Raw genomic sequence first — 25469 nt, forward strand, 5'->3', positions numbered from 1 at the left:
GGCAACCCTCGGGCTCAATGGAGGCATGAGCACCGCCGAGGGTTCGAACCCTTCCCCGCGCAGGGACGCCGACGAGCTTCACGTTGTCGCACCCCAGCTCCGTGAGCTGCGGCGCCGTGCCTCGCTGACCCTGGAGGCGGCGGCCCGTGACGCCGGGCTCTCGCCGGCCCACCTCTCGCGCCTGGAGACCGGCCGACGCCAGCCCTCACTGCCGATGCTGCTCGCGCTCGCGCGTATCTACGGTACGACGGTCTCGGAGCTGCTCGGCGAGACGGTCGCCGAACGTGACGCCGTGGTGCGCGCCGCCGACATGGAGCCGACCGCGGCGGGCGGCTGGACCTACTGGCAGGCCGGCGGTTCCGGCCGCGCGATGCAGGCCCTGCGTGTGCACGTCCCGTACGGCTCGCAGGGTGACGTCGTGCGGGTCCACCCCGGTGAGGAGTGGCTCCACGTCCTGCGGGGACGGCTGCGGCTGCGCCTGGGTGACACCGCGCATGTGCTGGCGCCGGGTGACAGCGCGCACTTCGACTCGCTCACCCCGCACCGCATCGCCGCCGCCGACCGGGACGGCGCCGAGCTCCTCTTCGTACACACCCTGCTGCAGAGCCCCTCCGCCGCGCTGTGCCTCGGCCCGGCGACGGGGCACCCGACTCTGGGAGAGACGCCATGACCGAACCCACGGAACCCACCCCGCGCCGCTCCATGGAGGACAAGCTCCCGCCCGCGCTGTGGGTGCGGCTGCTCATCTACGTCGCTGTCGGCCACCTCTTCGCGGGCTTCGTCTACCTGCTCTTCACGCTGGGCGCGCAGAACCAGTAGGCATCCGCCGGCCCGGACCGGGACCGCCGCCCAAGATCCCGACCTGACCGGGAGGACCGTCCTTGAGGCCCGCGGCCCGCGGCCCGCGTCAGTCGAGGAGGCGTTCGCGCAGCCGGTCGCGCAGCTCCGGGGTGAGCCCCAGCGCCTTCTCCAGGTAGGCGTCGACGCCGCCCCAGGTCTCCTCGATCGTCTCGAAGGCCGCGGTCAGGTACTCGGCGCGGGCGTCGAAGAGAGGGCTGAGCAGCTCCATGACCTCGGGGGAGTACGCCGAGGCGGAGGAGCTGCTGCGGTGGACCCTGTAGCGCCGGTGCGCGGCGTTCGACTCCAGGTAGTCGGCCACGATGGCCTCGCGCTCGACACCGACGGCGAGGAGCGTCACGGCTATGGAGAGGCCGGCGCGGTCCTTGCCGGCGGCGCAGTGCATCAGCGCGGGGACACTGTCCTCGGCCAGCGAGCGCAGCACCTGGGAGTGCTCGGCGGTGCGGTCCCTGATGATCGCGCGGTAGGAGCTGATCATCCTGTTCGCCCCCTTGCCGTCCGCGAGGAGCCCGCGCAGCTGCTCCAGGTCGCCGTCGCGGACCATCCTCCAGAACTCCGCGCCGTCGGCCGGGTCGGACAGCGGCAGATTCACATTCCGCACGCCCGGCAGCTCGACGTCCGGGCCCTCCAGCTTCTGGTCCGACGCGTTGCGGAAGTCGAAGATCGTGTGCAGGCCGAGTGAGCTGAGGAAAACCGTGTCGTCCCCCGTGGCGTGCGCGAGATGCCCGCTGCGGAACAGCACCCCGTACTTCACCCGGCGGCCGTCCACGGTGGGCAGACCGCCCACGTCCCGGAAGTTGCGCACGGCGGCCAGCTCGGGCTCGGTCGACGGGACCTGCTGCGTCACGGGGGCTCCTCCCGGTCAGCCGTCGGCGCTGCTCGGCGTCGCCCGCCGACGGACGTTGCGCTCTCGACGATACGACATGGGTTCGTGGTGCATTGAGTTGTCCACAGGCGTTGTTCTCCCAGGTGCGGAGCCGTTGCCTTCAGGGCGCCGGGCGCGATGACGTCGGTACGGGCCGTGGCTCCCGCCGGGTCCCTCGGGCTCGCGCCGGGGACCTGCCGTGCAGCGGGATGCGGACGTGACGGGACGAGGAACTGGATGCGGCAGATATGCGACTGCGTCGCATGTGACTGTTCTGTCCGAATTAGCTGCTTCATTCCAACTGGCCCTGGAATAAGGCGCCCTGCGTCGACGTGCGTGAGCAGCGTCATATTCGTGACGATGTGTTGCGGCCTCGATTTGTCAACCTGCCAGAATTCCCGCGCCATTTGGCAAGGCGGAAAGGCCCTTTCTCCACGGAGGGTGACGGTGATTTCGGAATGGATCACGGATGGATCTTCCACAGAAAACCCACATGGTTGTAGACGCGGTCTCATCTCGCTTACGTTCACCCTCAATCCGGACGGACGCCCAATCCTGCCGCCGCCCGGAATCCGCACACTCACCCGTATGTGGCAGGAGCGGGGGACCCACAGGTATGACGCCTGTTCCGGTCTCCGGAACGGCTTGGGGTATAGCCGCGCAGCCGCGTGGCCGGGCATCTCCAGCCCGCACCCGACAGCTCACCTCGCAGGCGCCGGAGAGGAATTCGTCATGCCCGCGAAGGGTAAGCACCGCCGTCCCAAGTCCCAGCGTTTCACGCGCTCGATCGCCGTGGCCGGAACAGGCGGTGCCGCGCTCGCGCTGCCGCTGATGGGAGCCACCGGAGCCCATGCGGCGACCCCGGCCTCCACCGTTTCCGCGGCTACGGGGAAGACCGCCACGGCTGCCGAAAAGGCCGTCGCCGCGCCCGCCGCGGCTCGGAAGACCGCGACGAAGACCTACGCGGTCAAGGCCGGTGACTCGCTCTCGAAGATCGCCGACGACCAGAGTGTCAGTGGCGGCTGGAAGAAGCTGTACTCGGACAACCGCAAGGCCGTCGGCCAGGACCCCGCTCTGATCCACCCGGGTCTGAAGCTGGCGATCGGCAAGAAGGCCGCCGCGTCGAGCGACACGGCCAAGTCGTCCAGCGCCGAGTCGTCGAAGTCCTCCGAGTCGTCGTCGAAGTCGTCGGCCGAGACGGCGGCCGAGACCACGACCACGGCCACCGACACCGCGGACTCCAGCAGCTCCGGCTACACGCTGCCGGTCGAGGGCGCCACCATCGGCACCAACTACAAGGTCGCCGGCAGCATGTGGTCCAGCGGCTACCACACGGGCGTCGACTTCGTGGTCCCGACCGGCACCACCATCAAGTCCATCGCGGCGGGCACCGTCATCTCCGCGGGCTGGGGCGGCGCGTACGGAAACCAGGTCGTCATCCAGCACGCCGACGGCCAGTACTCGCAGTACGCCCACATGTCCTCCCTCTCCGTCTCGGCCGGCCAGACCGTGACCGAGGGGCAGCAGATCGGGCTCTCCGGTGCGACCGGCAATGTCACCGGACCGCACCTGCACTTCGAGATCCGCACCACGCCGGACTACGGCTCGGACGTCGACCCGGCCGCGTACCTGCGCTCGCACGGTGTGACCGTCGGCTGACGCCGCCCCCTCGCCGCTGAAGGCCGGACCCCACGATCCCCGGGGTCCGGCCTTCGGTGTTTCGTGATCGGCGCGTCGCGCGGCCGGTGTTTCGTGATCGGCGACGCGGCTCCGGCGTGGCCGGTCTCGTCGCTCAGCACATTGCGGTCTTGTGGCGAGCCCGGGGGAAGCGTCGACATGCCCGTCGCGGGGGCTGCACAGTGATCTCCGTAAGCGCTTTCCGCTGTGGACCGGACGTTCACCGCTGCCCCTCGTACGGAAGGTGTCCCATGACCACGCGCAGAGCCTTCGGAGCCCTGGCTGCCGGTGCCGCTCTCGCGGCGCTCGTCCCGCCCCAGGGTGCGAGCGCCGCACCGAGACACCGGCGCGGCCGGCTGATCGCCGCGGACGACTTCCGGCACGGACCGGGGCAGTGGGTCACCGAACTCCAGGACGGCGGCACGGTCACCGCCGCGCGCGGCGTGCTGGAGATCGACGTACCGAGCGGCGCGACCGTCTGGTTCAGGCGGAAGCTCCGCGGGCCGTACGTCATCGAGTACACCGCCACACCGGTCTCCGCGGGCGGCGTCAACGACCGGGTCTCCGACCTGAACAATTTCTGGAACGCAGTCGACGTACGTTCCCCGCGCGACCTCTTCGCCACCGCGCGGGGCGGTGCTCTGGCGGAGTACGACTACCTCAAGACGTACTACGTCGGTTACGGAGCCAACTCCAACACCACTACCAGACTGCGCAGATACGTCGGCGAGGCGGAGGTCCGTCCACTGGTGTACGACTACACGGAGCCGTTGCTCACGGCGAACCGGCCGAACCGCGTCCGGATCGTCTCCGACGGGTCCACCGTCCAGTGGTGGAACAACGGACGGCTGGTATTCGACTACCGCGACCCCGACCCGTACGCGAGCGGGCACTTCGCGTTCCGCACGACATGGAGCCACTTCCGGATTACGGACTTCCAGGTGTGGCGGCTGGTCAACCGCGCCTGAGCGGCCCTTATTCCAGGCTTGACCCAGACTTTATGAGTGGCTTATCTCACCACACGTCAACCCTTTCCTACGGTCGCGTAGCTCACATCGGAGGTGAATCATGGGCCGATGTGGCAGACGATTCGAAGAGTGGCAACAGATCAGTGATCGGGTCGTACGTAGCGGTGGGGGACAGCTTCACCGAGGGCATCGGCGACCCCGGGCCTGACGGCGCTTTTGTCGGTTGGGCGGACCGGTTCGCGGTACTGCTCGCGGACCGGCGGCCCGAGGGCGACTTCAACTACAACAATCTCGCCGTGCGCGGGAAACTGCTCGACCAGGTCGTCGAGCACCAGCTTTCGCGGGCGAAGGAACTGGCGCCGGATCTGGTGTCATTCTGCGCGGGCGGCAACGACATCATCCGGCCGGGCGTCGACCCCGACGAGGTCGCCGAGCGCTTCGAGCGAGCGGTCGCGGACCTCACCTCCGTCGTCGGCACCGTCCTGGTGACGACCGGCTTCGACACCCGTGGCGTGCCCGTGCTGAAGCACATGCGCGGCAAGATCGCCACGTACAACGGGCATCTCCGGGCCATCGCCGACCGGTACGGCTGCCCCGTCCTGGACCTGTGGTCCCTGAGGACGATTCAGGACCGCCGCGCCTGGGACGGCGACCGCCTGCACCTGTCACCCGAGGGTCACACCCGCGTGGCGCTCCGGGCCGGACAGGTCCTCGGCCTCGAGGTGCCGGCCGACCCGGACCAGCCGTGGCCGCCGCTCCCGCCGCGCGGCACGATGGAGGTGAGGCGCGACAACATCCACTGGGCGCGTGAGTACCTGGTCCCGTGGATCGGGCGGCGGCTGCGCGGCGAGTCCTCCGGGGACCATGTGGCGGCCAAGGGGACGCTCTCGCCGGACGACATCAAGACCTGGATCGAAGCGGTGGCCTGAGCCGGACCGGCGGTGCGCCGAGAGGTACGCGGCTCAGCGCACCGCCGCCGCCAACGCCTCCCGGCCGAGGCCGAGTTCGCGCGCGAGCGCCTCGTCCACCCACTCGTGGGCCCGGGCCTGCGACACGGTGCCCGTGTACGCGGTCATCTGTACGGCGAGTCCGTCGAGCAGCGCTGTGAGCCGGAGGGCCGTGCCGGTGGGGTCCGCGCAGCGGAACTCGCCCGCGGCTACTCCCTCCGCGATCACCTCGATGATCGCGGCCTTCCACTGCTTGTCGAGGTAGCGCGTGACCTCTCTGAGCGCGGGCTCGCGAAGTGCCGCGGCCCAGCCCTCGATCCACAGCCGCCAGCCCTTGGCCTGCCCGGTCGGCGCGTACCAGCGCACCGCCGCCCGCAGTCGGCGCAGCGCCGAGGTGCGACGGCCGAGCAGCTTGCGCAGATGGGCGAGATCGTCCTCGGCGGCGTAGGCGAACGCCTCGGCGAGCAGTTTCTCCTTCGTCGAGAAGTGATACAGCACCAGCGCGTTGCTCACCCCGAGCGCCGAGGCCACGTCGGCGATCCGTACCGCCGCCACGCCTCGCGCCTCGATCTGTTCGACGGCGGCCCGCAGCAACTCCTCGCGCCGCTCCGCCACGTTCAACCGCACTCTCGCCACGCGGCAACCCTAATCCCTCGCCGGCGGGGGTGTCGGCGCCGGGTCTCCAGGACGACTTGGGCGCTGTCGGCTGCCCGGCGCGGTCAGTTGTACCAGCCGAAGCGCTCCGCGATCACCGGCAGCCGGTCGGCGACGATGGCGTGCGCGGCGGCCCGCGGCGTGGTCCCGTCCGCCTCCGCGCGCGCCAGCATCTGGTCGATGAGGGCGCGCATCGAACGCCGCGTGTAGGCGAACGCCTCGTCCGCGTCCGCGCCGATGTCCCCGAACAGCGTCCACCACCACCAGGCGTTCGTCCCGGAGTTGACCACGACGTCCGGCAGAACGGTGACCCCGCGCGCGGCGAGCAGGTTCTCCGCCTCCGCCAGCACGGGCATGTTGGCCGCCTCGACGATCCAACGTGCGCCGATCTGCCGCTGGTTCACGGTGTCGATCGCGTACGACACCGCTGCGGGCACCAGCACCTCCGCCTCCACCGACAGCCAGGCGTCACCCGGCAGTTCACGGTCGGCCGGGCGCAGCACCGAGCGGTCGACCGTCCCGTACGCGTCCCGTGCGGCGAGCAGTGAGTCGACGTCGAGGCCCGCCGGATTGCCGATCGTGCCCTTGATGTCGGCCACGGCCACCACCGAGAGCCCCGCGCGCGTGAGGAAGCGGGCCGTGGCCCCGCCCATGGTGCCGAGACCCTGCACGGCGACGCGCGTCCCCGCGTACGGCATCCCGGCACGGTCCAGCGCCGCGAGCACCGACTCCGCGACACCGCAGCCGCCCACCAGCTCGTCGAGCCCGATCCCGTCCACCTCGACCGCGAACGCGTCCGCGAGCCGGCGTCTCGCCGTGACCTCGTCGTCGAGGAGTGGGTACACGGCCTGGATGGAGGAGACGAGACCCGCCTCCCCGGCCGCCCGGTCGACCAGGTCCTGGCTGAGGCCGAGGTCCTCGCCCGTGGTCCAGAAGCTCTCGATGTACGGGCGCATTGCGCGCAGGTAGCGCACCAGCAGGCCGTACGCCGCCGGGTCCTGGGGATCGCAGTCGATGCCGCCCTTGGCGCCGCCGAGCGGGATGTAGCGGCCCTCGGGGTGGTAGTGCAGGGCTTCCTTCATGGTCATACCGCGGGCCAGCCCGGTGACCTCGTCGAGCGTGCAGCCCGCCCGCATCCGGAGTCCGCCGCTGGCGACCCCTCGTACGAGCCGGTCGACCACGAGAAAGCCCTGGTGGCCCGTGACGTGGTCGGTCCAGGTGAGTGTCATCAGGGGTGCGGTCACGGAGGGCTCCTCGGGGTACGGCGATCGGGGGTGCTCGGCCGGCGCGAGGCCCACCGTCGTGGGGTGCCGGAGTCCTCGGGTACATGGTGTCCCCGAGAGCGGCCGGACGGGTGGGGCCGGATGGTCACAGTACGCGTACTGAATAGTCAGTCAGTAGTGGGCCTCGCGGCACGGAAGTGGGTCCCCGGGTGTGCGGGCGTCAGGAAGAAGGGCGCGCGCCGCGGGGTTGAGGAGACAGAGGCCGTACGGTCGCGGACATCGTGCTGTGACAGGGCCGACCCCGGCGCTGTCAGAGGCGGCGACCATAATGAAGACCTGACCGAACTCCACCTGGAGGTACTGTGACCGGTTTCCGTACCCTGAGCTCCGGGCTCCGCGCTCTGCGGCCCGCCGCCTTCGGCGCGGATCCCCGTGGTGAGCGACTGGAGCGCATCCGCAGATCGCCCAACTTCGCGGACGGTGTCTTCAAGAACCCGGAGGGTGCTCCACGTCCCGAGGGCGCCATGCGGGAGGTCGCGAAGGCCTTCTTCCGTAAGGAGGAGCGTGTTCTGCGGGCTCCGACGGGCACGGTGCCGGTGCACTCCACGACGCTCGCCGACCTGAGCGGCCCCGCGCCGAGCGGGCTGCGGCTGACCTGGATGGGGCACTCCAGTGTGCTCGCCGAGATCGACGGGCAGCGGGTGCTCTTCGACCCGGTCTGGGGCGAGCGCTGCTCCCCGTTCGACTTCGCCGGACCCAAGAGGCTGCACCCCGTACCGCTGCCGCTGGCCGCACTCGGCCCCGTCGACGTCGTCGTCATCTCGCACGACCACTACGACCACCTCGACCTGCCCTCCATCAAGGCGCTGGCCGACACGGACACGGTGTTCGCCGTGCCGCTCGGTGTCGGCGCCCACCTGGAGCACTGGGGCGTGTCGGCGGACCGGCTGCGCGAGCTGGACTGGAACGAGACGACGAAGGTCGGCGGCGTCTCCCTGACCGCCACCCCCGCCCGCCACTTCTGCGGCCGCGGCCTGCGCAACACGCAGCACACGCTCTGGGCGTCCTGGGCGGTCGCCGGTGACGAGCACCGGATCTACCACAGCGGTGACACCGGCTACTTCGAGGGCTTCAAGGACATCGGCGCCGAGCACGGCCCGTTCGACGCCACGATGATCCAGATCGGCGCGTACAGCGAGTACTGGCCCGACATCCACATGACGCCCGAGGAGGGCATGCGCGCCCACCTGGACCTTCAGGGCGGGCGGCAGGGTCTTGAGGGCAAGCCGCCCGGCGGCGTCATGATGCCGATCCACTGGGCGACGTTCAATCTGGCGACCCACCCGTGGGCGGAGCCCGGCGAGGGGACGGTCGCCGCCGCCGACGCGGTCGGCGCGCGCGTCGCACTGCCCCGCCCCGGTGAGCCCTTCGAACCGACGGCCGAGATCGTCCCGTCCGAGCCCTGGTGGCGAGCCGTGGCCGTCCCCCCGGAGGCCGGCTGGCCCGCCGTGGGGAAGAGCACGCCGGACACACCGAGTGACGTCGTGGCCGGAACAACGACGGACACCGGAGACCCGGAAGCGGTCCCCGCGGGCTGAGAGCCCGATCACCAGGACTCGGTTTCCGACCGATGGCGAGAGCCGAGGAGCACACCGCTCCTCGGCTCTCGCTATTTCCTGTCGACCACTTCTGACCAGCTCTGATCGAATCCATGCCCTACGGGAACACGCGGCCGCGGGGATTATCGGTCTGTCGTGCGACGGCTCATACCAGAGCGGGACCCTGACGGTGGGACTTTGTCAACTGCACACCGCACATGATGCGTTGCCGACTACTGTCAGTTGCCGTCGGGCGACGCGGGGCCGAATTCTTCGGCTCTTCTCGACCGGCACCGCGAAGACGCACGACCCGGTCGCGCAGATCCGCGGGAACCCCAGGGGATGTCCGACCCGTCGGCCCCCTGCCCCGACGTACCAGTACGAGGACGCCGATGTCTCACCTTCGCGCACCGGCCGCACGCGCAGACCGCCGTGAGGGCGGACGGCACGGCCGGCCGGTCGCCCACACAGCCCCGTCGCTGCCCGAGACCCACCTGCGGCCCCAGCTGCTGCGCCTGGCGGTGCTGCCGCCCACCGCGGTCGCCCTCAGCGCGTGCGCGGCCGTGCTGTTCACCGTCCGCTCCGCCGGAGCACGGCCCGGCCTCAGCCTGTGGGCGGTGCTCGCCGGAGCCCTGGGTGTGGCCCTCGCGGGCATCGTCATCGCCGCCGTGGCCGCCGACCGCGCCGCCGACTCCGTACGGGACCGGATAGGCGCCCTGCGTCGCACCAGCGCCCGCACCGAGGGCGATTTGCGCGCCCTGGTCGAGGGGCTGCGCCGCGGCGAGAGCCCGCCCGCGCGCAAGGCGCGCCGGCAGCCGCCCGCGGACGCCGACGACTTCGAGCTGCTCGCCGCCGACATGTCCCGGGCCCACGACGGTGCCGTCACGGCCGTCGTCCAGGCCGCGCAGCTCTCCAGCCACGCGGGCAGCGAGCAGAAGGTCGAGGTCTTCGTCAATCTGGCGCGGCGGCTCCAGTCCCTCGTACACCGCGAGATCTCGATCCTCGACGAACTCGAGAACGAGATCGAGGATCCGGATCTGCTCAAGGGCCTCTTCCACATCGACCATCTCGCCACCCGCATCCGGCGGCACGCCGAGAACCTCGCCGTGCTCGGCGGCGCCGTCTCGCGCCGCCAGTGGAGCAACCCCGTCTCCATGACCGAGGTGCTGCGGTCCGCGATCGCCGAGGTCGAGCAGTACTCCCGGGTCAAACTGGTGCCCCCGATCGACGGCACCCTGCGCGGGCACGCCGTCGCCGACGTCATCCATCTGCTGGCCGAACTCGTCGAGAACGCCACGGTGTTCTCCGCCCCGCACACGCAAGTCCTCCTGCGCGTCAACCTCGTGACCTCCGGACTCGCCGTCGAGGTCGAGGACCGCGGCCTCGGCATGCCGCTCGGCGAGCAGAACAAGATGAACGCCCTGCTCGCCGACCCTGATCAGGTCAACGTCGCCAGCCTGCTCCAGGACGGCCGCATCGGGTTGTTCGTGGTCTCGCAGATCGCCCGGCGGCACGGTATCCACGTACGGCTCCAGACCAATATCTACGGCGGTGTCCAAGCCGTACTCGTCGTACCGCAGGCCCTGTTGGGAACGGCGCAGGGCGACCCCACTGACGTATCGCGCGCACAGCCCCACGAGCCGGCCGGGGACCGGCGTCCGCAGGCCCCGGTGCCCTCGCCGCCCGGGAACGGCGCGGTTTCCGCGGTGCCCCGGCAGACGCAGCTCGAGCAGGCGCCACCGGGTGCCGGGACCGCGGGGCGCGGAGGCCCCGTGCCGCTGCCCACGCGCGGTACCCGAGTGGAGCGGCCCAACCCGGCCGAGGCCGTGCCCGGCATCCGTCCCGACGACCGGCACACGGTGACGGAGAACGCGGGCCTGCCGCCCACGGCACGCGGGGGCGCGGTCCGCGGCACCATGGGCAAGCCCCGGCTGCCCACGCGGCGCGCCCTGGAACACATCGCACCCCAGTTGCGCGACGCGCCCGCACCCCGCCAGGACACCGAGTTCGTCGCGGGGCACGACCCCGGTCTCATGGCGGCGTTCCAGCGGGGGATCGGGCTCGCGGAGGCGGTCCAGGCCGAAGCGGCGCGCGCCGTGCCTCCGGTCACCGACGCACGGATCCCGGGCGACCTGTCCGCGCTGCCGCCGCTGGAAGTCGTCCGGGTGGACGCGCCGCACGTGGGCGTCGCCCCTGGCGGCCACACCCGCGTGGACCCCCTCGGTGCTTCCCGTCCGGAGCAACCGCCCGTGGATGCACCGCACTTGGACCTCCCCCCCATGGGCGGGTCGCGCACGGATACGGACGGACCCGCCCGAATCGACGGGGCGACGTCCGCGGGCGGCGCCCCCATGGGCGTACGGCCTATGGAGGCGAGTCCGGCAGGGGGGCGGCCGTCAGGTGACGGGCCGCCCACCGGTCCGGCGTACATAGCCGAAGCGCACGCGGCCCACACGGCCGCGCCGCACGAGGTGCAGGGGGCGCGCGACGCCGCGCCCACGCCTGCGCACGGACAGGACTTCACCACCCGGCACGACGGGAGCACACCGGCCGGATGACCAGCGCACCCCCCACACCCACCCGCAGCTCCACCCCCGCTCGTACCTCAACCCCCGCCGCTCCGGCAGACCTTCGTACATCAAGGAGTCGATCCACCATGGCGAGCGATGCGCCGACCGGCCATGTATCCGATCTCGACTGGCTGATGAGCGGCCTGGTACAGCGCGTGCCCCACACGACGAGCGCGGTACTGCTGTCCTGCGACGGACTCGTGAAGTCGGTCCACGGCCTCGACACGGACAGCGCCGACCACATGGCCGCGCTGGCCTCCGGCCTCTACTCCCTGGGCCGCAGCGCGGGAATCCGCTTCGGCGACGGCGGCGACGTACGCCAGGTCGTCGTCGAGCTCGACTCGACCCTCCTGTTCGTCTCCACGGCGGGTTCCGGCACCTGTCTCGCCGTACTCGCCGGGCGGGAGGCCGACGCGGCGGTGCTCGGATACGAGATGGCGATGCTCGTCAAGAGCGTCCGGCCGTATCTGATGACCGCACCCCGGCAGCCCGCGGCCGAACCCTCGGGGATGAGGCCTTGAGCATGGTCGCGGCCGGCGACGGGCCCTGGCTCGACGACGCGGCCGGCCGGCTGGTGCGCCCCTACACGGTGAGCAACGGCCGGACCCGGCCCACCACCGCGCTCGACCTCCTGTCGCAGGTGATGGCCACCGGCGCCACCCCCCTCGGCTACCTCGGGCCCGAGCACACCCAGGCGCTCGAACTGTGCCGGGCGCCCATCTCGGTCGCGGAGATCGCCGCACACCTGAAGCTGCCGGCGGCGGTCACCAAGGTGCTGCTGTCCGACCTCGTGGACTGCGGGGCGCTGACGACGAAGCCACCCGTGTTCCACCACAACCCCACTGACCAGTCTCTTCTGGAGGCAGTGCTCGATGGACTACGACGACAGCTCTGACCCATTTCCCACCGCGCTGAAGATCCTGGTCGCGGGCGGATTCGGGGTCGGCAAGACGACCTTGGTCGGCGCGGTGAGCGAGATCGCGCCGCTCAGCACGGAGGAGCTGCTCACCACGGTCAGTGCCGCGACCGACAGTCTCGACGGCGTCGAGAACAAGATGGAGACGACCGTCGCGATGGACTTCGGCCGTATCACCCTCGATCCGGAGCATGTGCTGTACCTGTTCGGGACGCCCGGGCAGGAGCGGTTCTGGTTCATGTGGGACGAGCTCTCCGAAGGGGCGCTCGGCGCGGTGATCCTCGCCGACACGCGGCGCCTGGAGGACTGCTTCGCGGCCGTCGACTTCTTCGAACAGCGCGGTCTCGGATTCATCGTCGCGGTCAACGAGTTCGACGGCTCCTACCGCTACGAACCCGAGGAGGTGCGCGCGGCCATCGACCTGGACCCCGAGGTCCCCATCGTGCGCTGCGACGCCCGGATCTCCAGCTCGGGGGTGCAGACCCTGCTCGTCCTGGTACGGCACCTCCTCGCCCACGCGCCGGCCCACACGCCGAGCCACGGAGCCCACACATGAAGTCCACCCCGGACAACGGAGCCCTCTGTATGACACCCGACCCAAGTCGTGGAGCCCGTATATGAGTTATGAGCCCCGGCGGCCCGCCGGGCGTCTGCTGTTGACCCCGGACGACAAGGACGCCCCCGCCCGGGTGCGGCGGCTGCGCAGACTGGGCCTGGGGGAGCGCGCGGAGCCCGCCTTCGACGCTTTCGCGGACCGGCTCGCCGAGCTCGCCGCCGTGCCCTACTCGATGGTCAACTTCATTGACGAGAACAGGCAGTTCTTCGCCGGGCTGCACACCCCGGACGGCGGTGGCCCGGGTGCCGGCGGCTCGGGCGACCGGCTGATCACGGCCGCCACCGCGGCGGACGGCTCGGGCCTCGGCGTCGGCCGGTACCTGGCCCGCGACTACGGTTTCTGCCCCCATGTGGTGGTCAGGCGCAAGGCGTTGGTCCTGGAGGACGTCTGCGACTACCCGCGGTTCGCCGGGAACCCGGTCGTCGACGAGATCGGTGTCCGCTCCTACCTCGGCGCCCCGCTGATCGACCACACCGGCATCGCCCTCGGCACGGTCTGTGCCGTCGACATGGAGCCGCGCTCCTGGGGGAGAGCGGGTCTTGAGACCATCAAGTCGATGGCGGCGGAGCTGGTCGCGCAGCTCGAACTGAGGGAGAGCGGCCTGCTGCCGTAGCAGTGCGGCCCTGGGCGTGTGAAGCAGAGCTGTGGCCGAGCTTAAGAAATCCTCGATGGACCGGGGCGCCGTCGTACGGCAGATTTCTACGGGATCCCACCCCTCTCCCCGGTACGGGCCCGCTGTCTCGGCCTGCCCCGCTCCGGGACCTCACCCACAGGAGCCGTACCGTGAAGGCGCTGGTCAAGGAGAAGGCGGAACCCGGGCTCTGGCTCGTGGACGTTCCGGAGCCGCAGGCGGGCCCCGGCGACGTACTGATCAAGGTCCTCAGGACGGGGATCTGCGGCACCGACCTGCACATCAGGTCCTGGGACGGCTGGGCGCGGCAGGCCATCCGGACGCCGCTGGTGCTCGGGCACGAGTTCGTCGGCGAGGTGGTCGGGACCGGCCGCGACGTCGTCGACATCAAGGCCGGTGACCGGGTCAGCGGCGAGGGCCACCTGGTGTGCGGCAAGTGCCGCAACTGTCTGGCCGGGCGGCGCCACCTCTGCCGCGCCACGGTCGGCCTGGGCGTCGGCCGCGACGGCGCGTTCGCCGAGTACGTCGTCCTGCCCGCCGCCAACGTGTGGGTGCACCGGGTCCCCGTCGACCTCGACGTCGCCGCGATCTTCGACCCGTTCGGCAACGCCGTCCACACGGCCCTCTCCTTCCCGCTGGTCGGCGAGGACGTACTGATCACCGGCGCGGGACCCATCGGCCTGATGGCTGCCGCGGTGGCCCGGCACGCGGGCGCCCGCAACGTCGTCGTCACCGACGTCAGCGAGGAGCGCCTCGAACTCGCCCGCAAGATCGGCGCGAGCCTCGCCCTCAACGTCTCGCACGCGACGATCGCCGACGGCCAGCGCGAACTGGGACTGCGCGAGGGCTTCGACATCGGACTGGAGATGTCGGGGCGCCCCGAGGCGATGCGCGACATGATCGCCAACATGACCCACGGCGGCCGGATCGCGATGCTCGGCCTGCCCGCCGAGGAGTTCCCGGTCGACTGGTCCCGGATCGTCACCTCCATGATCACGATCAAGGGCATCTACGGCCGCGAGATGTTCGAGACCTGGTACGCGATGTCGGTCCTGCTCGAAGGCGGCCTCGACCTCTCACCCGTGATCACCGGCCGGTACGGCCACCGCGACTACGAGGCGGCCTTCGCGGACGCGGCGAGCGGCCGCGGCGGCAAGGTCATCCTCGACTGGACCCTCTGAGGACTTGAAGGAACTGATGATGTTCGATTCCGTACGCGACGATCTGCGCACCACCCTCGACGAGATCCGCGCCGCCGGACTCCACAAGCCCGAGCGCGTCATCGGCACCCCGCAGTCGGCGACCGTGAGCGTCACCTCGGGCGGGCGTCCCGGCGAGGTCCTCAACTTCTGCGCGAACAACTACCTCGGGCTCGCCGACCACCCCGAGGTCGTCGCCGCCGCCCACGAGGCCCTCGACCGCTGGGGCTACGGCATGGCGTCCGTGCGCTTCATCTGCGGTACGCAGGAGGTGCACAAGGAGCTGGAACAGCGGCTGTCCGCGTTCCTCGGTCAGGAGGACACGATCCTCTACTCCTCCTGCTTCGACGCCAACGGCGGCGTCTTCGAGACCCTCCTCGGCGCCGAGGACGCGGTCATCTCCGACGCCCTCAACCACGCCTCGATCATCGACGGCATCAGGCTCTCCAAGGCACGCCGCTTCCGGTACGCCAACCGTGATCTCGCCGACCTGGAGCGGCAGTTGAAGGAGGCGTCGAGCGCCCGGCGCAGGCTGATCGTCACCGACGGCGTCTTCTCCATGGACGGGTACGTGGCCCCGCTGCGCGAGATCTGCGACCTCGCCGACCGCTACGACGCCATGGTCATGGTCGACGACTCGCACGCCGTCGGCTTCGTCGGCCCCGGCGGCCGCGGCACCCCCGAACTGCACGGCGTCATGGACCGCGTCGACATCATCACCGGCACGCTCGGCAAGGCGCTCGGCGGTGCCTCCGGCGGTTACGTCGCCGCCCGCGCCGAGATCGTCGCCCTGCTGCGCCAGCGTTCGCGCCCGTACCTCTTCTCGAACACGCTCGCCCCGGTGATCGCCGCCGCGTCCCTCAAGGTCCTCGACCTGCTGGAGTCGGCGGACGACCTGCGGATCCGGCTCGCCGAGAACACCGCGCTGTTCCGCCGCCGGATGGCCGAAGAGGGCTTCGACATCCTCCCCGGGGACCACGCGATCGCCCCCGTCATGATCGGCGACGCGACCGTCGCCGGCCGCCTCGCGGAGCTCCTCCTGGAGCGCGGCGTGTACGTGATCGGCTTCTCGTATCCGGTGGTCCCGCAGGGGCAGGCGCGGATCAGGGTCCAGCTGTCCGCCGGGCACTCGACCGAGGACGTGAACCGGGCGGTGGACGCGTTCGTCGCCGCTCGGGGGGAGCTGGACGCCTGAGTCGCGCCGGTTCCGGTTCGGTTCGGCTGGGTCGGGTTGGTTCACCTGGGTTGGGCGGTCCGGTCCGGTGATCACCCGAGCTGGGCCGGTCCGGTTCGCCCGACCTGAGAGAATCGGGCACATGATCGAAGCGCGGCGGCTCCACATCCTTCGTGCGGTGGCCGACCACCGCACGGTGACGGCGGCTGCCGCCGCGCTCTACCTCACGCCCTCGGCCGTCTCCCAGCAGCTGACCGCCCTGGAGCAGGAGACGGGTCACCGGTTGGTGGAGCGCGGCGCGAAGGGTGTAAGGCTGACTCCGGCCGGTGAGATCCTGCTGAGCCACACCAACACGGTCCTCGCGCAGTTGGAGCGGGCGGAGGCGGAGCTCGCCGCCTACAGCTCGGGCGCGGCCGGCACGGTCACCGTCGCGTCCTTCGCGACCGGCATCGCCCTGGTCGTCGCACCCGCGGTGGCCCGCCTCGCCGTGTCGGCGCCGGGCATCCGCATCCGCGTCCAGGACGCCGAGGGTGACGCCAGCCTGCCGATGGTCCTCGACCGGCAGGTCGATGTCGCGGTCGCCGTCGAGTACCGCGGGGCGCCACGGGCCGACGACCCCCGCCTGACCCACGTGCCGCTGTACGCCGAGCCCTTCGACGCGGTGGTCCCGGTCGGCCACCGCCTCGCCGACGCCGACGAGGTGCCGCTCGCCGAGCTGGCCAAGGACACCTGGATCGGCCCCTACCCCGGCAACCCCTGCCACGAGGTGGTCGTCCTGGCCTGCGAGAGCGCCGGCTTCGAACCCCGCCTCGAACACTCCTCGGACGACTTCCGGGCGGTCGTCGCCCTGGCCTCGGCCGACGCGGGCGTGGCACTCGTACCGCGTTCGGCGCTGCGTGGCATGGACCTCACGGGTGTGGTCGTCCGCCCGGTGGACGGGGTGGCGCCGACGCGCCGGGTCTTCGCGGCGGTGCGGCGGGGGGCGGAGGGGCATCCGCTCATTCGGCCCGTGGTGGATGCGCTTCAGGGGGTTGCGGAGGGGTAGGGGCGCCGATTGTTGGTGCGGTGCGGTGCGGTGCGGTGCGGTGCGGTGCGGTGCGGTCGGGTGGCGGTTGGCATCGCTGGGCGTCGCTGGGCGTCGTTCGGTGTTTTCGGACGGCTCCCGAAGCCGAAAAGGGTGAAACGGCCGCCCGGCGTGATTGTCGGTGCCATTGGTTACGGTGCCTGTCATGCCGGATGCCGAAGACGTACGCCGTATCTCCCTCTCCCTGCCGGACACGACGGAGCGGATCGCCTGGAACATGCCCACGTTCCGGGTCGCGGGGAAGATGTTCGCCACGTTGCCCGAGGAGGAGACCTCCATCGCCGTGCGCTGTCCGAAGGAGGAGCGGGACGAGCTTGCCAGGGCCGAGCCCGGGAAGTTCTGGATCGCCGACCATGAGGCGGGCTTCGCCTGGGTCCGCGTCCGCCTCGCGGCCCTGGAGGACGATGCCGAACTCCGCGACATCCTCGCCGACTCCTGGCGTCAGGCCGCTCCGACCCGGCTGCTCGACTCCTACCCGGAGTTGGGCCTGCCGTCCGTCGGCTGAGACTCCCGAGGCGTTGTCAGAGCGCCGAAGTCCCTTCGCTCTGGTGCGGGCGAGTCGCCGGCCGTTGTCCAGGCGGGCCCCCTTCTGACGAACGTTCCTGATGAGCGCCTCTTCAGTCGCGTCCCACCGCCGTGCAGACACAGACTCTGTTTCCCTCCGGGTCGGACAGTACGGTGTACGACGGCGCGTGAGACCGGTCCACCACCACCCCGCCCGCAGCCACGGCCGCGCTGATCCGTCCTTCAGCTACCTCCGGCGCCAGCCACACATCCAGATGCCAACGCTGCCGTGGCACCGGATGGCTGTCGGTTGCCTGAAACCACAGGCAGGGAGCGCGATGGGTGGGGTCGAAGACAGAGTCGAAGACGGTGTTGCCGACATCGCCCGTGAGCAACGCGGCCCAGAAGGGGCCGGCCTTTGTGTCATCTGCCGTATCCAGGGCGAGCTCGATCTGCTGTACCTCGGTGGGCACAGGCGTCAGACCCGCGTCCCGGGCCAACCGTGTGACGGCGGATGCCAGCTCCAGGTCCTTCGCGGTGATCCAGCGTCCGCCGTTCTCGCCGACGCTGTACAGACGTACATCGACCAGGCGGCCTGCACATTGGATTTCCGGCACGTCATGCCCTGCCTGGGCGCCGGCCCGCGCGACGGCGGCGACGAAGGCCGCTGCGGACGTGGAGTCCGCCGCACGGTAACGCGCAGCGATCGGCTGAGCGAGTTTTCGCCAGTCTCCCAGATCCTTTTCGATGGCGTCGAGAACCTCGCGATCACTGATTCTGTCCATGGCCAAGTCGTTCCTCCAACGATTCGAGTAGTAGCAGCGCATAAAGGCTCAACGATCCTCCCATCAAGTCCGGACACCAAGATCTCCGACAGCGTCACCGCACTCAGGCGGTCGTCGAGCAAACGCGGGCGCGATCAGGGGCGCGAGTGCGGTATTGTTTCCGTGCGTGTTCGGCCAGGGGAAACCCCAGGTCAGACGAGCACCGGGACGTGGCGCAGCTTGGTAGCGCACTTGACTGGGGGTCAAGGGGTCGCAGGTTCAAATCCTGTCGTCCCGACTCGTGAGAGTCGTAGGTCAGGGCCGGTTTCGGAGGAATTCCGAAACCGGCCCTTGGCCGTTCCTGGGAACCGGCGTCCTTGACATCCCGTTCGGTCTTGACGCCGGGAGATCCGCCGAAGGCTCAGGCGGGATTCGCGGACGAGGCGTCCTGCGGCGCGGGGCCCGACGGGAGGCTCCGCGGATCGGCGGGGCGAGGGACATAGACGGGGGAGTCCGACTGGTAGAAGAGATCGATGTCGGCCTCTTCGCCGCCGACGATCAGGGTGTCCCACGCACCGCTCTCCTGGAGCGTGCGGAGCGTGGCGGGATCCAGCGTCGAGAGGTGGCTGCGCAGTTCCTCGTCGGAGGGCATACCGGGCATGCGGGGCGCGAGCCGCGCGCGTATCGCGCTCATCCTCTCCAACAGGGCGTCGAGATGGGCCTGTTGGGGCTCGGAGCCGACGCCGGGCACCGGTTCCATACTGCGGGCGATGATGTCCTTGATGGCGCGGGTGGCGCCCTGCTCATCGGTGGTGACCATGGCGTTCCAGGCCCGGCTCTTGTGCCGGTACTGCAGCATGGACATCGCCGCCTCGTGCCGGATGAAGTCGGCGTCACGCAGCGGCTTTCCCCGCCATGCGCGGCTGAGTGAGCGGGCCAGCGAAGTGGCGGAGGCGAAACCGCTGTTGAGGCCGCGGCCGGGCCAGAAGTGGATGGCGTTGGCCGCGTCGCCCAGCAGGAAGCCGTACGTCCCGGGAGTCGTCGAAGTCGTGCGGCTCAGCTGCGCCGTGAACCGCGGCCGCTGCACCATGTCCAGCCGGAACGACGTGACAGCGGTGAGCTCGTCCTCGGACATGCCGAACAGCTTGAGGCCCTCCCGGATCCGCTTCCACAGCGGCGAACTGCGCAGCAGGGCCGGCAGGAAGAGGGTTCCGTGCGTCGGGCAGCGGAACTCGTTGTCCTCCTCACGGCTCATCACGCAGGGGCGGGCGGCGATGCACTCCTCGAAGACCTGACGGACCGGATCGATGCCGACGACGTTCTTGGCCTCCTCGCGCGTGAGGCGCATGTTCAAGAAGCCTTCGCCGCGCAGCGAGTTGAGAAGGAATCTGTTCTGGGACACGGTCAGCAGCACGCTCATCGGATCGGAGAGCGGGGACTTCACCCGCAGCCCCAGCACCACGTCCTGCAGATGGTCGCCTTCGAGGGAATAGATCGAGGCGTCGGCCGCGCCGAAGCGGTCCTTGTAGTGCTCCCGGGTGCGGGACCGTCCGCCCTCGCAGACCACCAGAACGTGTTCCTGCGCGAGCCGCCCCTGGTATTCCGTCGGGTCGAACCGCTGCGGTATCAGCCGAATGGCGCTGCTCTTGTTCGCCAGGTCCAGCAAGCGGTCCTCGACGTACGCGATCCGGATGTTGCGGGGAGGCCTGCCCTCCACGGAGTCCGGTCCGACGGGCCACATCTCCGTGTAGTCACCCGAGTCGAACAGCGCCGACTGCATCTCCTCGGGCAGGGCGAGGTACTGCCGGCTCTGGATGGTCACGACCTGCTGGCGGCGGGTGTTTCCGTGGGTCTCGTCCTTCCAGACCACGGATGAGCCGTTCTTGATCCACCGGCCTTCGTAGATCTTGATGGCGACCCGCCCGCGCAGCGTGTTCTCCAGCATCAGCGCGAAGGCGAGGCCGACAGGCCCGCCGCCGGTGATCGTGACGCGGAGCAGACCGGGGTCCTCGGAGGCCTTGGCCCTGGGCATGTCGAGGAGGGAGAGGTCCATGACCGTCTCCATGGCCTCCTGCGACTCGAACAGGAAGGTCTCGTCACCGATCCGTATGCGGTCATTGGCTCGTAGTACATGCCGTGTGACGCGTTCGTCGTTGACGAAGGTGCCGTTCCGGCTGCGGTCGTACAGGACGAAGTCGGCGTCCTCCTGAAGGATTTCGGCGTGCAGACGGGAGGCGCTGACACTGACGATCACGACGCCGTTGTCGCTCTTGCGGCCGAACGTCAGTGGTTCAGCGCTCAGAACCACGCTCTGACCGGTGAAGGGACCCGTCTGGCCCACGATGACCGATGGCACTCATACTCCTAGCGGACGACACTCAACAGGTAAAAGGGGCCGCGTGACACGGCTGATCCGGCATGACGACGGAGCCGTCGCTCACGCGCACGTCAGTGACAAAGGCACCATGTTGGACCTGCCCTGAAGAGGGGCATTGAGCTCCACACCGATCGCGCTCTCGAACGTTCCGGCCTTCGCCCAGGTGGTCAGGCTGACACTGACCTGCTTGGTGAGGCTTCCGCCGTTCGGGAACGACAGCGTCCGCCACTCCTCATCGGTGACCGAGCCGTCCGTGGACACCCACCGGTAGGAGAACTGCGCCGGGAGCCGGTCCACCGCGAACGTCGCCGTGAAGGTGGGCGCTTCTCCGTCCGGGGGCGGGCACTGTCCCGAGTATGTCGTCTGGGAACCCGTCACCTTCATCTGCACCCCCTCGGAAGTGGAGGTGTCCTGCCCGCCGTCCCCCGTGTCGGGGGCGGCTGCTTCGTCGGCGTTCTGCGAGGCGTCGTCGGCATCCGAAGTGGTTGAACCGGCGCCTGCGGTGGTGTCGGACTTTCCGCCGCCGTCCCCGTTGTTCATGAGGGCGTATCCCGCTCCGGCCAGCGCCAGAACACACAGGACCGCGCCTGCCGCCACCAGGGCAGTGCTGCGCCGGCTGCGCCGCGAGGGGGCCGCGGGTGTTCCCGCAGCGGGGGAATCCGGTGCCGCGGGATACGTGGGCGTCGGCTGCGACGAGAGCTGCGTGGCGGCTTGCTGTGCCTGTGCCGCGGGCTGCGCGGCGATCGCCTGTGCCGCGGGCTGCGCGGCGATCGCCTGTGCCGCGGGCTGCGTGGCGATCGGCTGTGCCGGGGAATGCGTGGTGGAGAGCTGTTGCGAGGGGTGCGTGGCCGTGTGCCGGGTCTCGGCCTGGGCGGCGGGAGACGCCTGTGCCGTGTGCTGGGTCTCGGCCTGGGCCGGGGATGTCTGTGTCGTGTGCTGGGTCTCGGCCTGGGCCGGGGACGCCTGAGTTGTGAACTGCGTCTCGGCCTGCGTCAACGACGACTGCGTCGTCAACTGAGTCTCGGACTCTGCCGCGACGGACGCTGAGGAAGCGGCCTGCGGCACGGATTCCGCTTCGAGGTTGCCACCCTCACTGACCAACCGCAGCTCTCGCGCGGCCTGTTCGGCGCCGAGGCGCTCGTCCGGATCCTTGCGCAGCAGTCCTTCGATGACCGGGGTGAGGGCCCCGGCCCGGCGGGCGGGCGGCAACTCCGCGTCCACGATGGCCCGCAGGGTGCTGAGCGGGGTGTTCTGACGGAAGGGCGAACTCCCCTCGACCGCCGCGTACAGCAGCACGCCGAGCGACCACAGGTCCGACGCGAAGGCCGGCCGCTGGCCCAACGCCCTCTCCGGAGCCAGGAATTCGGGCGATCCGACGACTTCGCCGGTCATGGTGAGCGCCGTGCTGCCCTCGACCACGGCGATGCCGAAATCGGTGAGGACCACCCGGCCGTCCTTGGCCATCAACACGTTGGCCGGCTTGACGTCGCGATGCAGCACACCGGCCTCGTTGGCGGCGCGGAGCGCGGCGAGCACCTCACCACCGATCGACGCGGCGCGCTGAGGTGTGAGCGGGCCCTCGGCCTTGAGCAGGTCGGCCAGGGACTGACCACGTACCAGCTCCATGACGATCCACGGCAGGCCCTCTTCCATGGCCACGTCGTAGACGGTCACCACGCTGCGGTGCGACACCCGGGCCGCGGCCCACGCCTCGCGCTCCAGCCGCGTGTACATCCGCTCGATGGCGGACGCGGCCAGCCCGACGGGCGCCCGGACCTCCTTGATGGCGACCTCGCGCTGCAACACTTGGTCGTGGGCACGCCACACGGTGCCCATGCCGCCCGCGCCCAGCGGCGACAGCAGCGCGTAGCGGCCGGCGACCACCCGCGGGGGGCCCGACTCTTCGGTCCCGGAGTCCTCATTGGCCATCGGGGCGAATCTTCCTTTCGTCACGCAAGTGGCTCGGCGGAGCGCGGATGCGGCCGTTGGAGTCGATCCCTGCGCACGACCGCTCTCGGCGGAACCGTTGTCGTCCGCCGGATCGCAGCGCCGTGTCGTTGTCGCAAGATCAGGATGGTGTACGGGAGGACGAGCCCGCCCGCGTCCGTCCGGTGACGATCGTACTGCCGTGCGAGGGTGGTGAGTGCCGAAGTCTGCGCGGTTCCGCCTGAGTCTGATCGACCGGCAACTGGGCTCGTGGTCCAACCCGTTGATCGCCGACCGCGCTCCACATATTCAGTGGGTGGACCTCGATGGAGTGTTCGACCTCTGCCCCCGAGAACTCCTCTGCCCCCGGGAACTTCTTGGTCGCCTTCAAGGCGGCGCTCACCGGCGCGCGATCCACTGGCCATCGCCCCGTACCCCGGGTGGATGACGGGCCCCTAGTACCCGGGTACTAGCCGCACGGCCACATTCACCTCCGCGGTGCCGCCGAGTGGCCGCCAGGCGCTCCTAGCGTGATCGCATGAGGTCGCGTCGGCCTCTTTTCCAGCGTCTTCCCGCCCCCTGCATGTTCTTCGGGAGTGTTCCGTGGCCACGTTCCTCTACCGGCTCGGCCGGTTTTCCTACCGACGACGACGGCTCGTCCTGATGCTGTGGATCGCCGTGCTGGCCGTCGTCGGCATAGGCGCGGCCACGGTGTCCACCACGACGGCGGACACCTTCGCCGTCCCCGGCACACAGTCCCAGCGGGCGGTGGACCTGCTGAAGGAGGAGTTCCCGCAGGTGTCCGCCGACGGGGCCACGGCCCGTGTGGTGTTCGAGGCGCCGGAAGGCCAGACGCTGACCTCCGCGGCCAACAAGGCCGAAGTCGAGTCCCTGGTCGGCGAGTTGAAGGCGGCGTCGCAGGTCGCGAGCGTCGCCGACCCCTACACCGGTGCCGCCGTCAGCGAGGACGGCACGATCGCCTACGCCCAGGTGACGTACAAGGTCGCGGAGGCCGACGTCACCGACGCCGCCCGCGCCGACCTGGAGCGCGTCGCCGAGCAGGGCGAGCAGGCCGGCCTGGCCGTGAGCATGGGCGGGACGGCCGTCAACGAGGAGCCCGCGCAGAGCGCGGCCGAGCTGATCGGCATCGTGATCGCCGCCCTGGTGATGGTCATCACCTTCGGTTCGCTGGTCGCGGCCGGGCTACCGCTGCTGACCGCGGTCTTCGGCGTCGGCGCGGCCATCGGCGGCATCTCCGTGGCCGGCGCGTTCGTCGACCTGAGCTCCAACACCAGCACGCTGGCACTGATGCTGGGCCTCGCGGTGGCCATCGATTACTCCCTGTTCATCGTCTCGCGCTATCGCGGCGAGCTGCGGGAGGGGCGCGCGCCGGAGGAGGCCGTCGGGCGTGCTCTGGGGACGGCCGGATCGGCGGTCGTGTTCGCCGGGCTGACCGTGGTCATCGCGCTGGCGGGGCTGAGCGTCATCGGCATCCGGATCCTGACCGACATCGGTCTGGGCGCCGCGTTCGCGGTCGTCGTCGCCGTGGTCATCGCTCTGACCCTGCTGCCCGCGATGCTCGGATTCGCCGGTACGCGGATCACGGCGGGCAAGCTGAGGACGCGCCGTATGCGTGCGATCGAGGAGCGTGGCGAGGGCGAGCCGATGGGGGTGCGCTGGGCGCGGTTCGTCCTGCGCCACCCCGTGAAGGTCCTCGTGGGCGCCGTGGCCGCACTGATCCTGCTCGCCCTCCCCGCCTTCTCGCTGCAACTCGGCATGCCCAGCGACGCCACCGCCACACCCGACAGCACCCAGCGCACCGCCTACGACACCATCACCGACGGCTTCGGCGCCGGCTTCAACGGCCCCCTCACCGTCGTCGTCGACGCCCGCGCGGGCGACGACCCCAAGGCCGCGGCCGCCGACGCGGTCGCCCTGCTCGACAACCTGCCCGACATCGCCTCGGTGAGCCCCGCGACCTTCAACACGACTGGCGACGTGGCCCTGATCCGCGCCGTCCCGAAGAGCTCACCCACCAGCGAGGAGACGGTCGACCTGGTCTCCGACATCCGCGACCGGGGAGCCGCTCTCCAGGACGACACCGGCGCCGAGCTGATGGTCACCGGCACCACCGCCCTCAACATCGACGTGTCCAAGAAGCTGAGCGACGCCCTCATTCCCTACCTGACGATCGTCATCGGCCTTGCGCTGGTCCTCCTGCTGCTGGTCTTCCGCTCGATCCTGGTCCCGCTCAAGGCCGCCCTCGGATTCCTGCTCAGCGTCCTGGCGACCCTCGGGGTCGTCGTCGCCGTCTTCCAGTGGGGCTGGCTCGCGGACCTCTTCGGCGTCGACCAGACCGGGCCGATCGTGAGCGTGCTGCCGATCTTCATGGTCGGCGTCGTGTTCGGCCTCGCCATGGACTACCAGGTCTTCCTCGTCACCCGGATGCGTGAGGAGTACGTCCACGGGGCCGAGCCGCGGGAAGCGGTCCTCGCCGGGTTCCGGCACGGCGCCCGCGTCGTCACGGCGGCGGCGGTCATCATGATCTCCGTGTTCGCCGGATTCCTGTTCAGCGAGACGGCACTGGTCAAGTCGATCGGCCTGGGGCTCGCCGCCGCCGTGCTCTTCGACGCCTTCGTCGTCCGGATGACCATCGTCCCCGCGGTCATGGCCCTGCTCGGCCACCGCGCCTGGGCCCTGCCCCGACGAGTGGACCGGATACTGCCCAACGTGGATGTCGAGGGGGAGAAGCTGCGGCACCTGCTGGAACAGGACTCAGAGGAGACCGAGAAGACGCGGGAGACGACGCCGCTGCCCACCGGAAGAAGCTGAGGCACCGGCCGTACGATCCGCAGCAGGGCGTACGGCCCGCATCCGCCCTGACCACCCGCCGCTCCCATCCGTGAGGGAGCGGCGGG

At 70.3% G+C, this 25469-nt stretch carries 22 protein-coding genes, 1 tRNA gene and 1 riboswitch; of the genes, 17 read left to right on the forward strand and 6 right to left on the reverse strand.

Going from position 1 to position 25469, the window contains the following annotated elements; translation table 11 throughout:
* The first annotated feature begins 25 nt into the window (after positions 1–25).
* Positions 26–670 (forward strand): helix-turn-helix domain-containing protein, encoded by a 645-nt coding sequence (locus tag ACIBLC_RS04620; RefSeq protein ID WP_399209161.1) that lies wholly within the window; start codon positions 26–28, stop codon positions 668–670.
* Positions 667–819, forward strand: coding sequence for a DUF6126 family protein (locus tag ACIBLC_RS04625; RefSeq protein ID WP_399209162.1), 153 nt, complete (start codon positions 667–669; stop codon positions 817–819). Before ACIBLC_RS04620 ends, ACIBLC_RS04625 begins: the two co-directional genes overlap by 4 nt.
* 88 nt (positions 820–907) lie before the next feature.
* Here ACIBLC_RS04625 and ACIBLC_RS04630 read toward each other — a convergent pair whose 3' ends face one another.
* Positions 908–1705, reverse strand: a complete 798-nt coding sequence (locus tag ACIBLC_RS04630; protein WP_399209163.1) for a tyrosine-protein phosphatase — start codon at positions 1703–1705, stop codon at positions 908–910.
* Between the two features lie 570 nt (positions 1706–2275).
* Positions 2276–2451: riboswitch (cyclic di-AMP (ydaO/yuaA leader) on the forward strand.
* 4 nt (positions 2452–2455) lie between these two features.
* Here ACIBLC_RS04630 and ACIBLC_RS04635 point away from each other — a divergent pair.
* The 3 genes from ACIBLC_RS04635 (at position 2456) to ACIBLC_RS04645 (ending at position 5297) form a co-directional block, all read left to right on the forward strand.
* The gene (locus ACIBLC_RS04635) at positions 2456–3382 is read left to right on the forward strand and encodes a peptidoglycan DD-metalloendopeptidase family protein (RefSeq protein ID WP_399209164.1); all 927 of its coding nucleotides are present in this window, start codon (positions 2456–2458) and stop codon (positions 3380–3382) included.
* A gap of 269 nt (positions 3383–3651) precedes the next feature.
* Positions 3652–4368: a DUF6250 domain-containing protein gene (locus ACIBLC_RS04640; RefSeq protein ID WP_399209165.1), complete on the forward strand. Its 717-nt coding sequence runs from the start codon at positions 3652–3654 to the stop codon at positions 4366–4368.
* A 143-nt stretch (positions 4369–4511) separates the two neighbouring features.
* Positions 4512–5297, forward strand: a complete 786-nt coding sequence (locus ACIBLC_RS04645; RefSeq protein WP_399209285.1) for an SGNH/GDSL hydrolase family protein — start codon at positions 4512–4514, stop codon at positions 5295–5297.
* Between the two features lie 33 nt (positions 5298–5330).
* Here the strand turns inward: ACIBLC_RS04645 and ACIBLC_RS04650 are convergent, their stop codons facing one another.
* Entirely contained in the window at positions 5331–5951 is a 621-nt protein-coding gene (locus tag ACIBLC_RS04650) for a TetR/AcrR family transcriptional regulator (RefSeq protein WP_399209166.1), read from the reverse strand.
* A gap of 83 nt (positions 5952–6034) precedes the next feature.
* Positions 6035–7213 carry a Glu/Leu/Phe/Val dehydrogenase dimerization domain-containing protein gene (locus ACIBLC_RS04655; protein WP_399209167.1) on the reverse strand — a complete coding sequence of 393 codons (1179 nt, stop codon included), beginning with the start codon at positions 7211–7213 and terminating at the stop codon, positions 6035–6037.
* Positions 7214–7554: 341 nt separating this feature from the next.
* On the opposite strand from ACIBLC_RS04655, the gene ACIBLC_RS04660 reads away from it, so the two are divergent.
* The 10 genes from ACIBLC_RS04660 to ACIBLC_RS04705 all read left to right on the forward strand — a co-directional run bounded on the left by ACIBLC_RS04660 (position 7555) and on the right by ACIBLC_RS04705 (position 17485).
* Positions 7555–8790 (forward strand): MBL fold metallo-hydrolase, encoded by a 1236-nt coding sequence (locus tag ACIBLC_RS04660; protein ID WP_399209169.1) that lies wholly within the window; start codon positions 7555–7557, stop codon positions 8788–8790.
* Positions 8791–9182: 392 nt separating this feature from the next.
* The gene (locus ACIBLC_RS04665) at positions 9183–11348 is read left to right on the forward strand and encodes an ATP-binding protein (protein ID WP_399209170.1); all 2166 of its coding nucleotides are present in this window, start codon (positions 9183–9185) and stop codon (positions 11346–11348) included.
* A gap of 98 nt (positions 11349–11446) precedes the next feature.
* Complete coding sequence (locus ACIBLC_RS04670; protein WP_399209171.1) at positions 11447–11881, forward strand: roadblock/LC7 domain-containing protein; 435 nt, start codon at positions 11447–11449, stop codon at positions 11879–11881.
* 2 nt (positions 11882–11883) lie between these two features.
* Complete coding sequence (locus ACIBLC_RS04675; protein WP_399209286.1) at positions 11884–12255, forward strand: DUF742 domain-containing protein; 372 nt, start codon at positions 11884–11886, stop codon at positions 12253–12255.
* Complete coding sequence (locus tag ACIBLC_RS04680; RefSeq protein WP_399209172.1) at positions 12233–12832, forward strand: GTP-binding protein; 600 nt, start codon at positions 12233–12235, stop codon at positions 12830–12832. Before ACIBLC_RS04675 ends, ACIBLC_RS04680 begins: the two co-directional genes overlap by 23 nt.
* 61 nt (positions 12833–12893) lie before the next feature.
* Positions 12894–13505 carry a GAF domain-containing protein gene (locus ACIBLC_RS04685; protein WP_399209173.1) on the forward strand — a complete coding sequence of 204 codons (612 nt, stop codon included), beginning with the start codon at positions 12894–12896 and terminating at the stop codon, positions 13503–13505.
* 170 nt (positions 13506–13675) lie between these two features.
* The gene (gene tdh / locus ACIBLC_RS04690) at positions 13676–14704 is read left to right on the forward strand and encodes an L-threonine 3-dehydrogenase (RefSeq protein ID WP_399209174.1); all 1029 of its coding nucleotides are present in this window, start codon (positions 13676–13678) and stop codon (positions 14702–14704) included.
* 19 nt (positions 14705–14723) lie between these two features.
* Complete coding sequence (locus tag ACIBLC_RS04695) at positions 14724–15917, forward strand: glycine C-acetyltransferase (protein ID WP_399209175.1); 1194 nt, start codon at positions 14724–14726, stop codon at positions 15915–15917.
* A 121-nt stretch (positions 15918–16038) separates the two neighbouring features.
* Positions 16039–16941 carry a LysR family transcriptional regulator gene (locus tag ACIBLC_RS04700; RefSeq protein WP_399209176.1) on the forward strand — a complete coding sequence of 301 codons (903 nt, stop codon included), beginning with the start codon at positions 16039–16041 and terminating at the stop codon, positions 16939–16941.
* A 184-nt stretch (positions 16942–17125) separates the two neighbouring features.
* On the forward strand, positions 17126–17485 hold the full coding sequence (locus ACIBLC_RS04705; protein WP_399209177.1) for an MmcQ/YjbR family DNA-binding protein: 360 nt from the start codon (positions 17126–17128) through the stop codon (positions 17483–17485).
* A gap of 112 nt (positions 17486–17597) precedes the next feature.
* Here the strand turns inward: ACIBLC_RS04705 and ACIBLC_RS04710 are convergent, their stop codons facing one another.
* The gene (locus tag ACIBLC_RS04710; RefSeq protein WP_399209178.1) at positions 17598–18269 is read right to left on the reverse strand and encodes a VOC family protein; all 672 of its coding nucleotides are present in this window, start codon (positions 18267–18269) and stop codon (positions 17598–17600) included.
* A 203-nt stretch (positions 18270–18472) separates the two neighbouring features.
* Here ACIBLC_RS04710 and ACIBLC_RS04715 point away from each other — a divergent pair.
* Positions 18473–18546: transfer RNA gene (locus ACIBLC_RS04715), tRNA-Pro, on the forward strand.
* 123 nt (positions 18547–18669) lie between these two features.
* Here the strand turns inward: ACIBLC_RS04715 and ACIBLC_RS04720 are convergent.
* Together ACIBLC_RS04720 and ACIBLC_RS04725 are read right to left on the reverse strand one after the other, a co-directional pair.
* Complete coding sequence (locus ACIBLC_RS04720) at positions 18670–20604, reverse strand: FHA domain-containing protein (RefSeq protein WP_399209179.1); 1935 nt, start codon at positions 20602–20604, stop codon at positions 18670–18672.
* Between the two features lie 81 nt (positions 20605–20685).
* On the reverse strand, positions 20686–22554 hold the full coding sequence (locus tag ACIBLC_RS04725; RefSeq protein ID WP_399209181.1) for a serine/threonine-protein kinase: 1869 nt from the start codon (positions 22552–22554) through the stop codon (positions 20686–20688).
* Positions 22555–23154: 600 nt separating this feature from the next.
* On the opposite strand from ACIBLC_RS04725, the gene ACIBLC_RS04730 reads away from it, so the two are divergent.
* Positions 23155–25383, forward strand: a complete 2229-nt coding sequence (locus ACIBLC_RS04730; protein WP_399209182.1) for an MMPL family transporter — start codon at positions 23155–23157, stop codon at positions 25381–25383.
* Positions 25384–25469: the final 86 nt, after the last annotated feature.

The organism is Streptomyces sp. NPDC050535 (assembly GCF_044457665.1).
GTDB lineage: Bacteria > Actinomycetota > Actinomycetes > Streptomycetales > Streptomycetaceae > Streptomyces.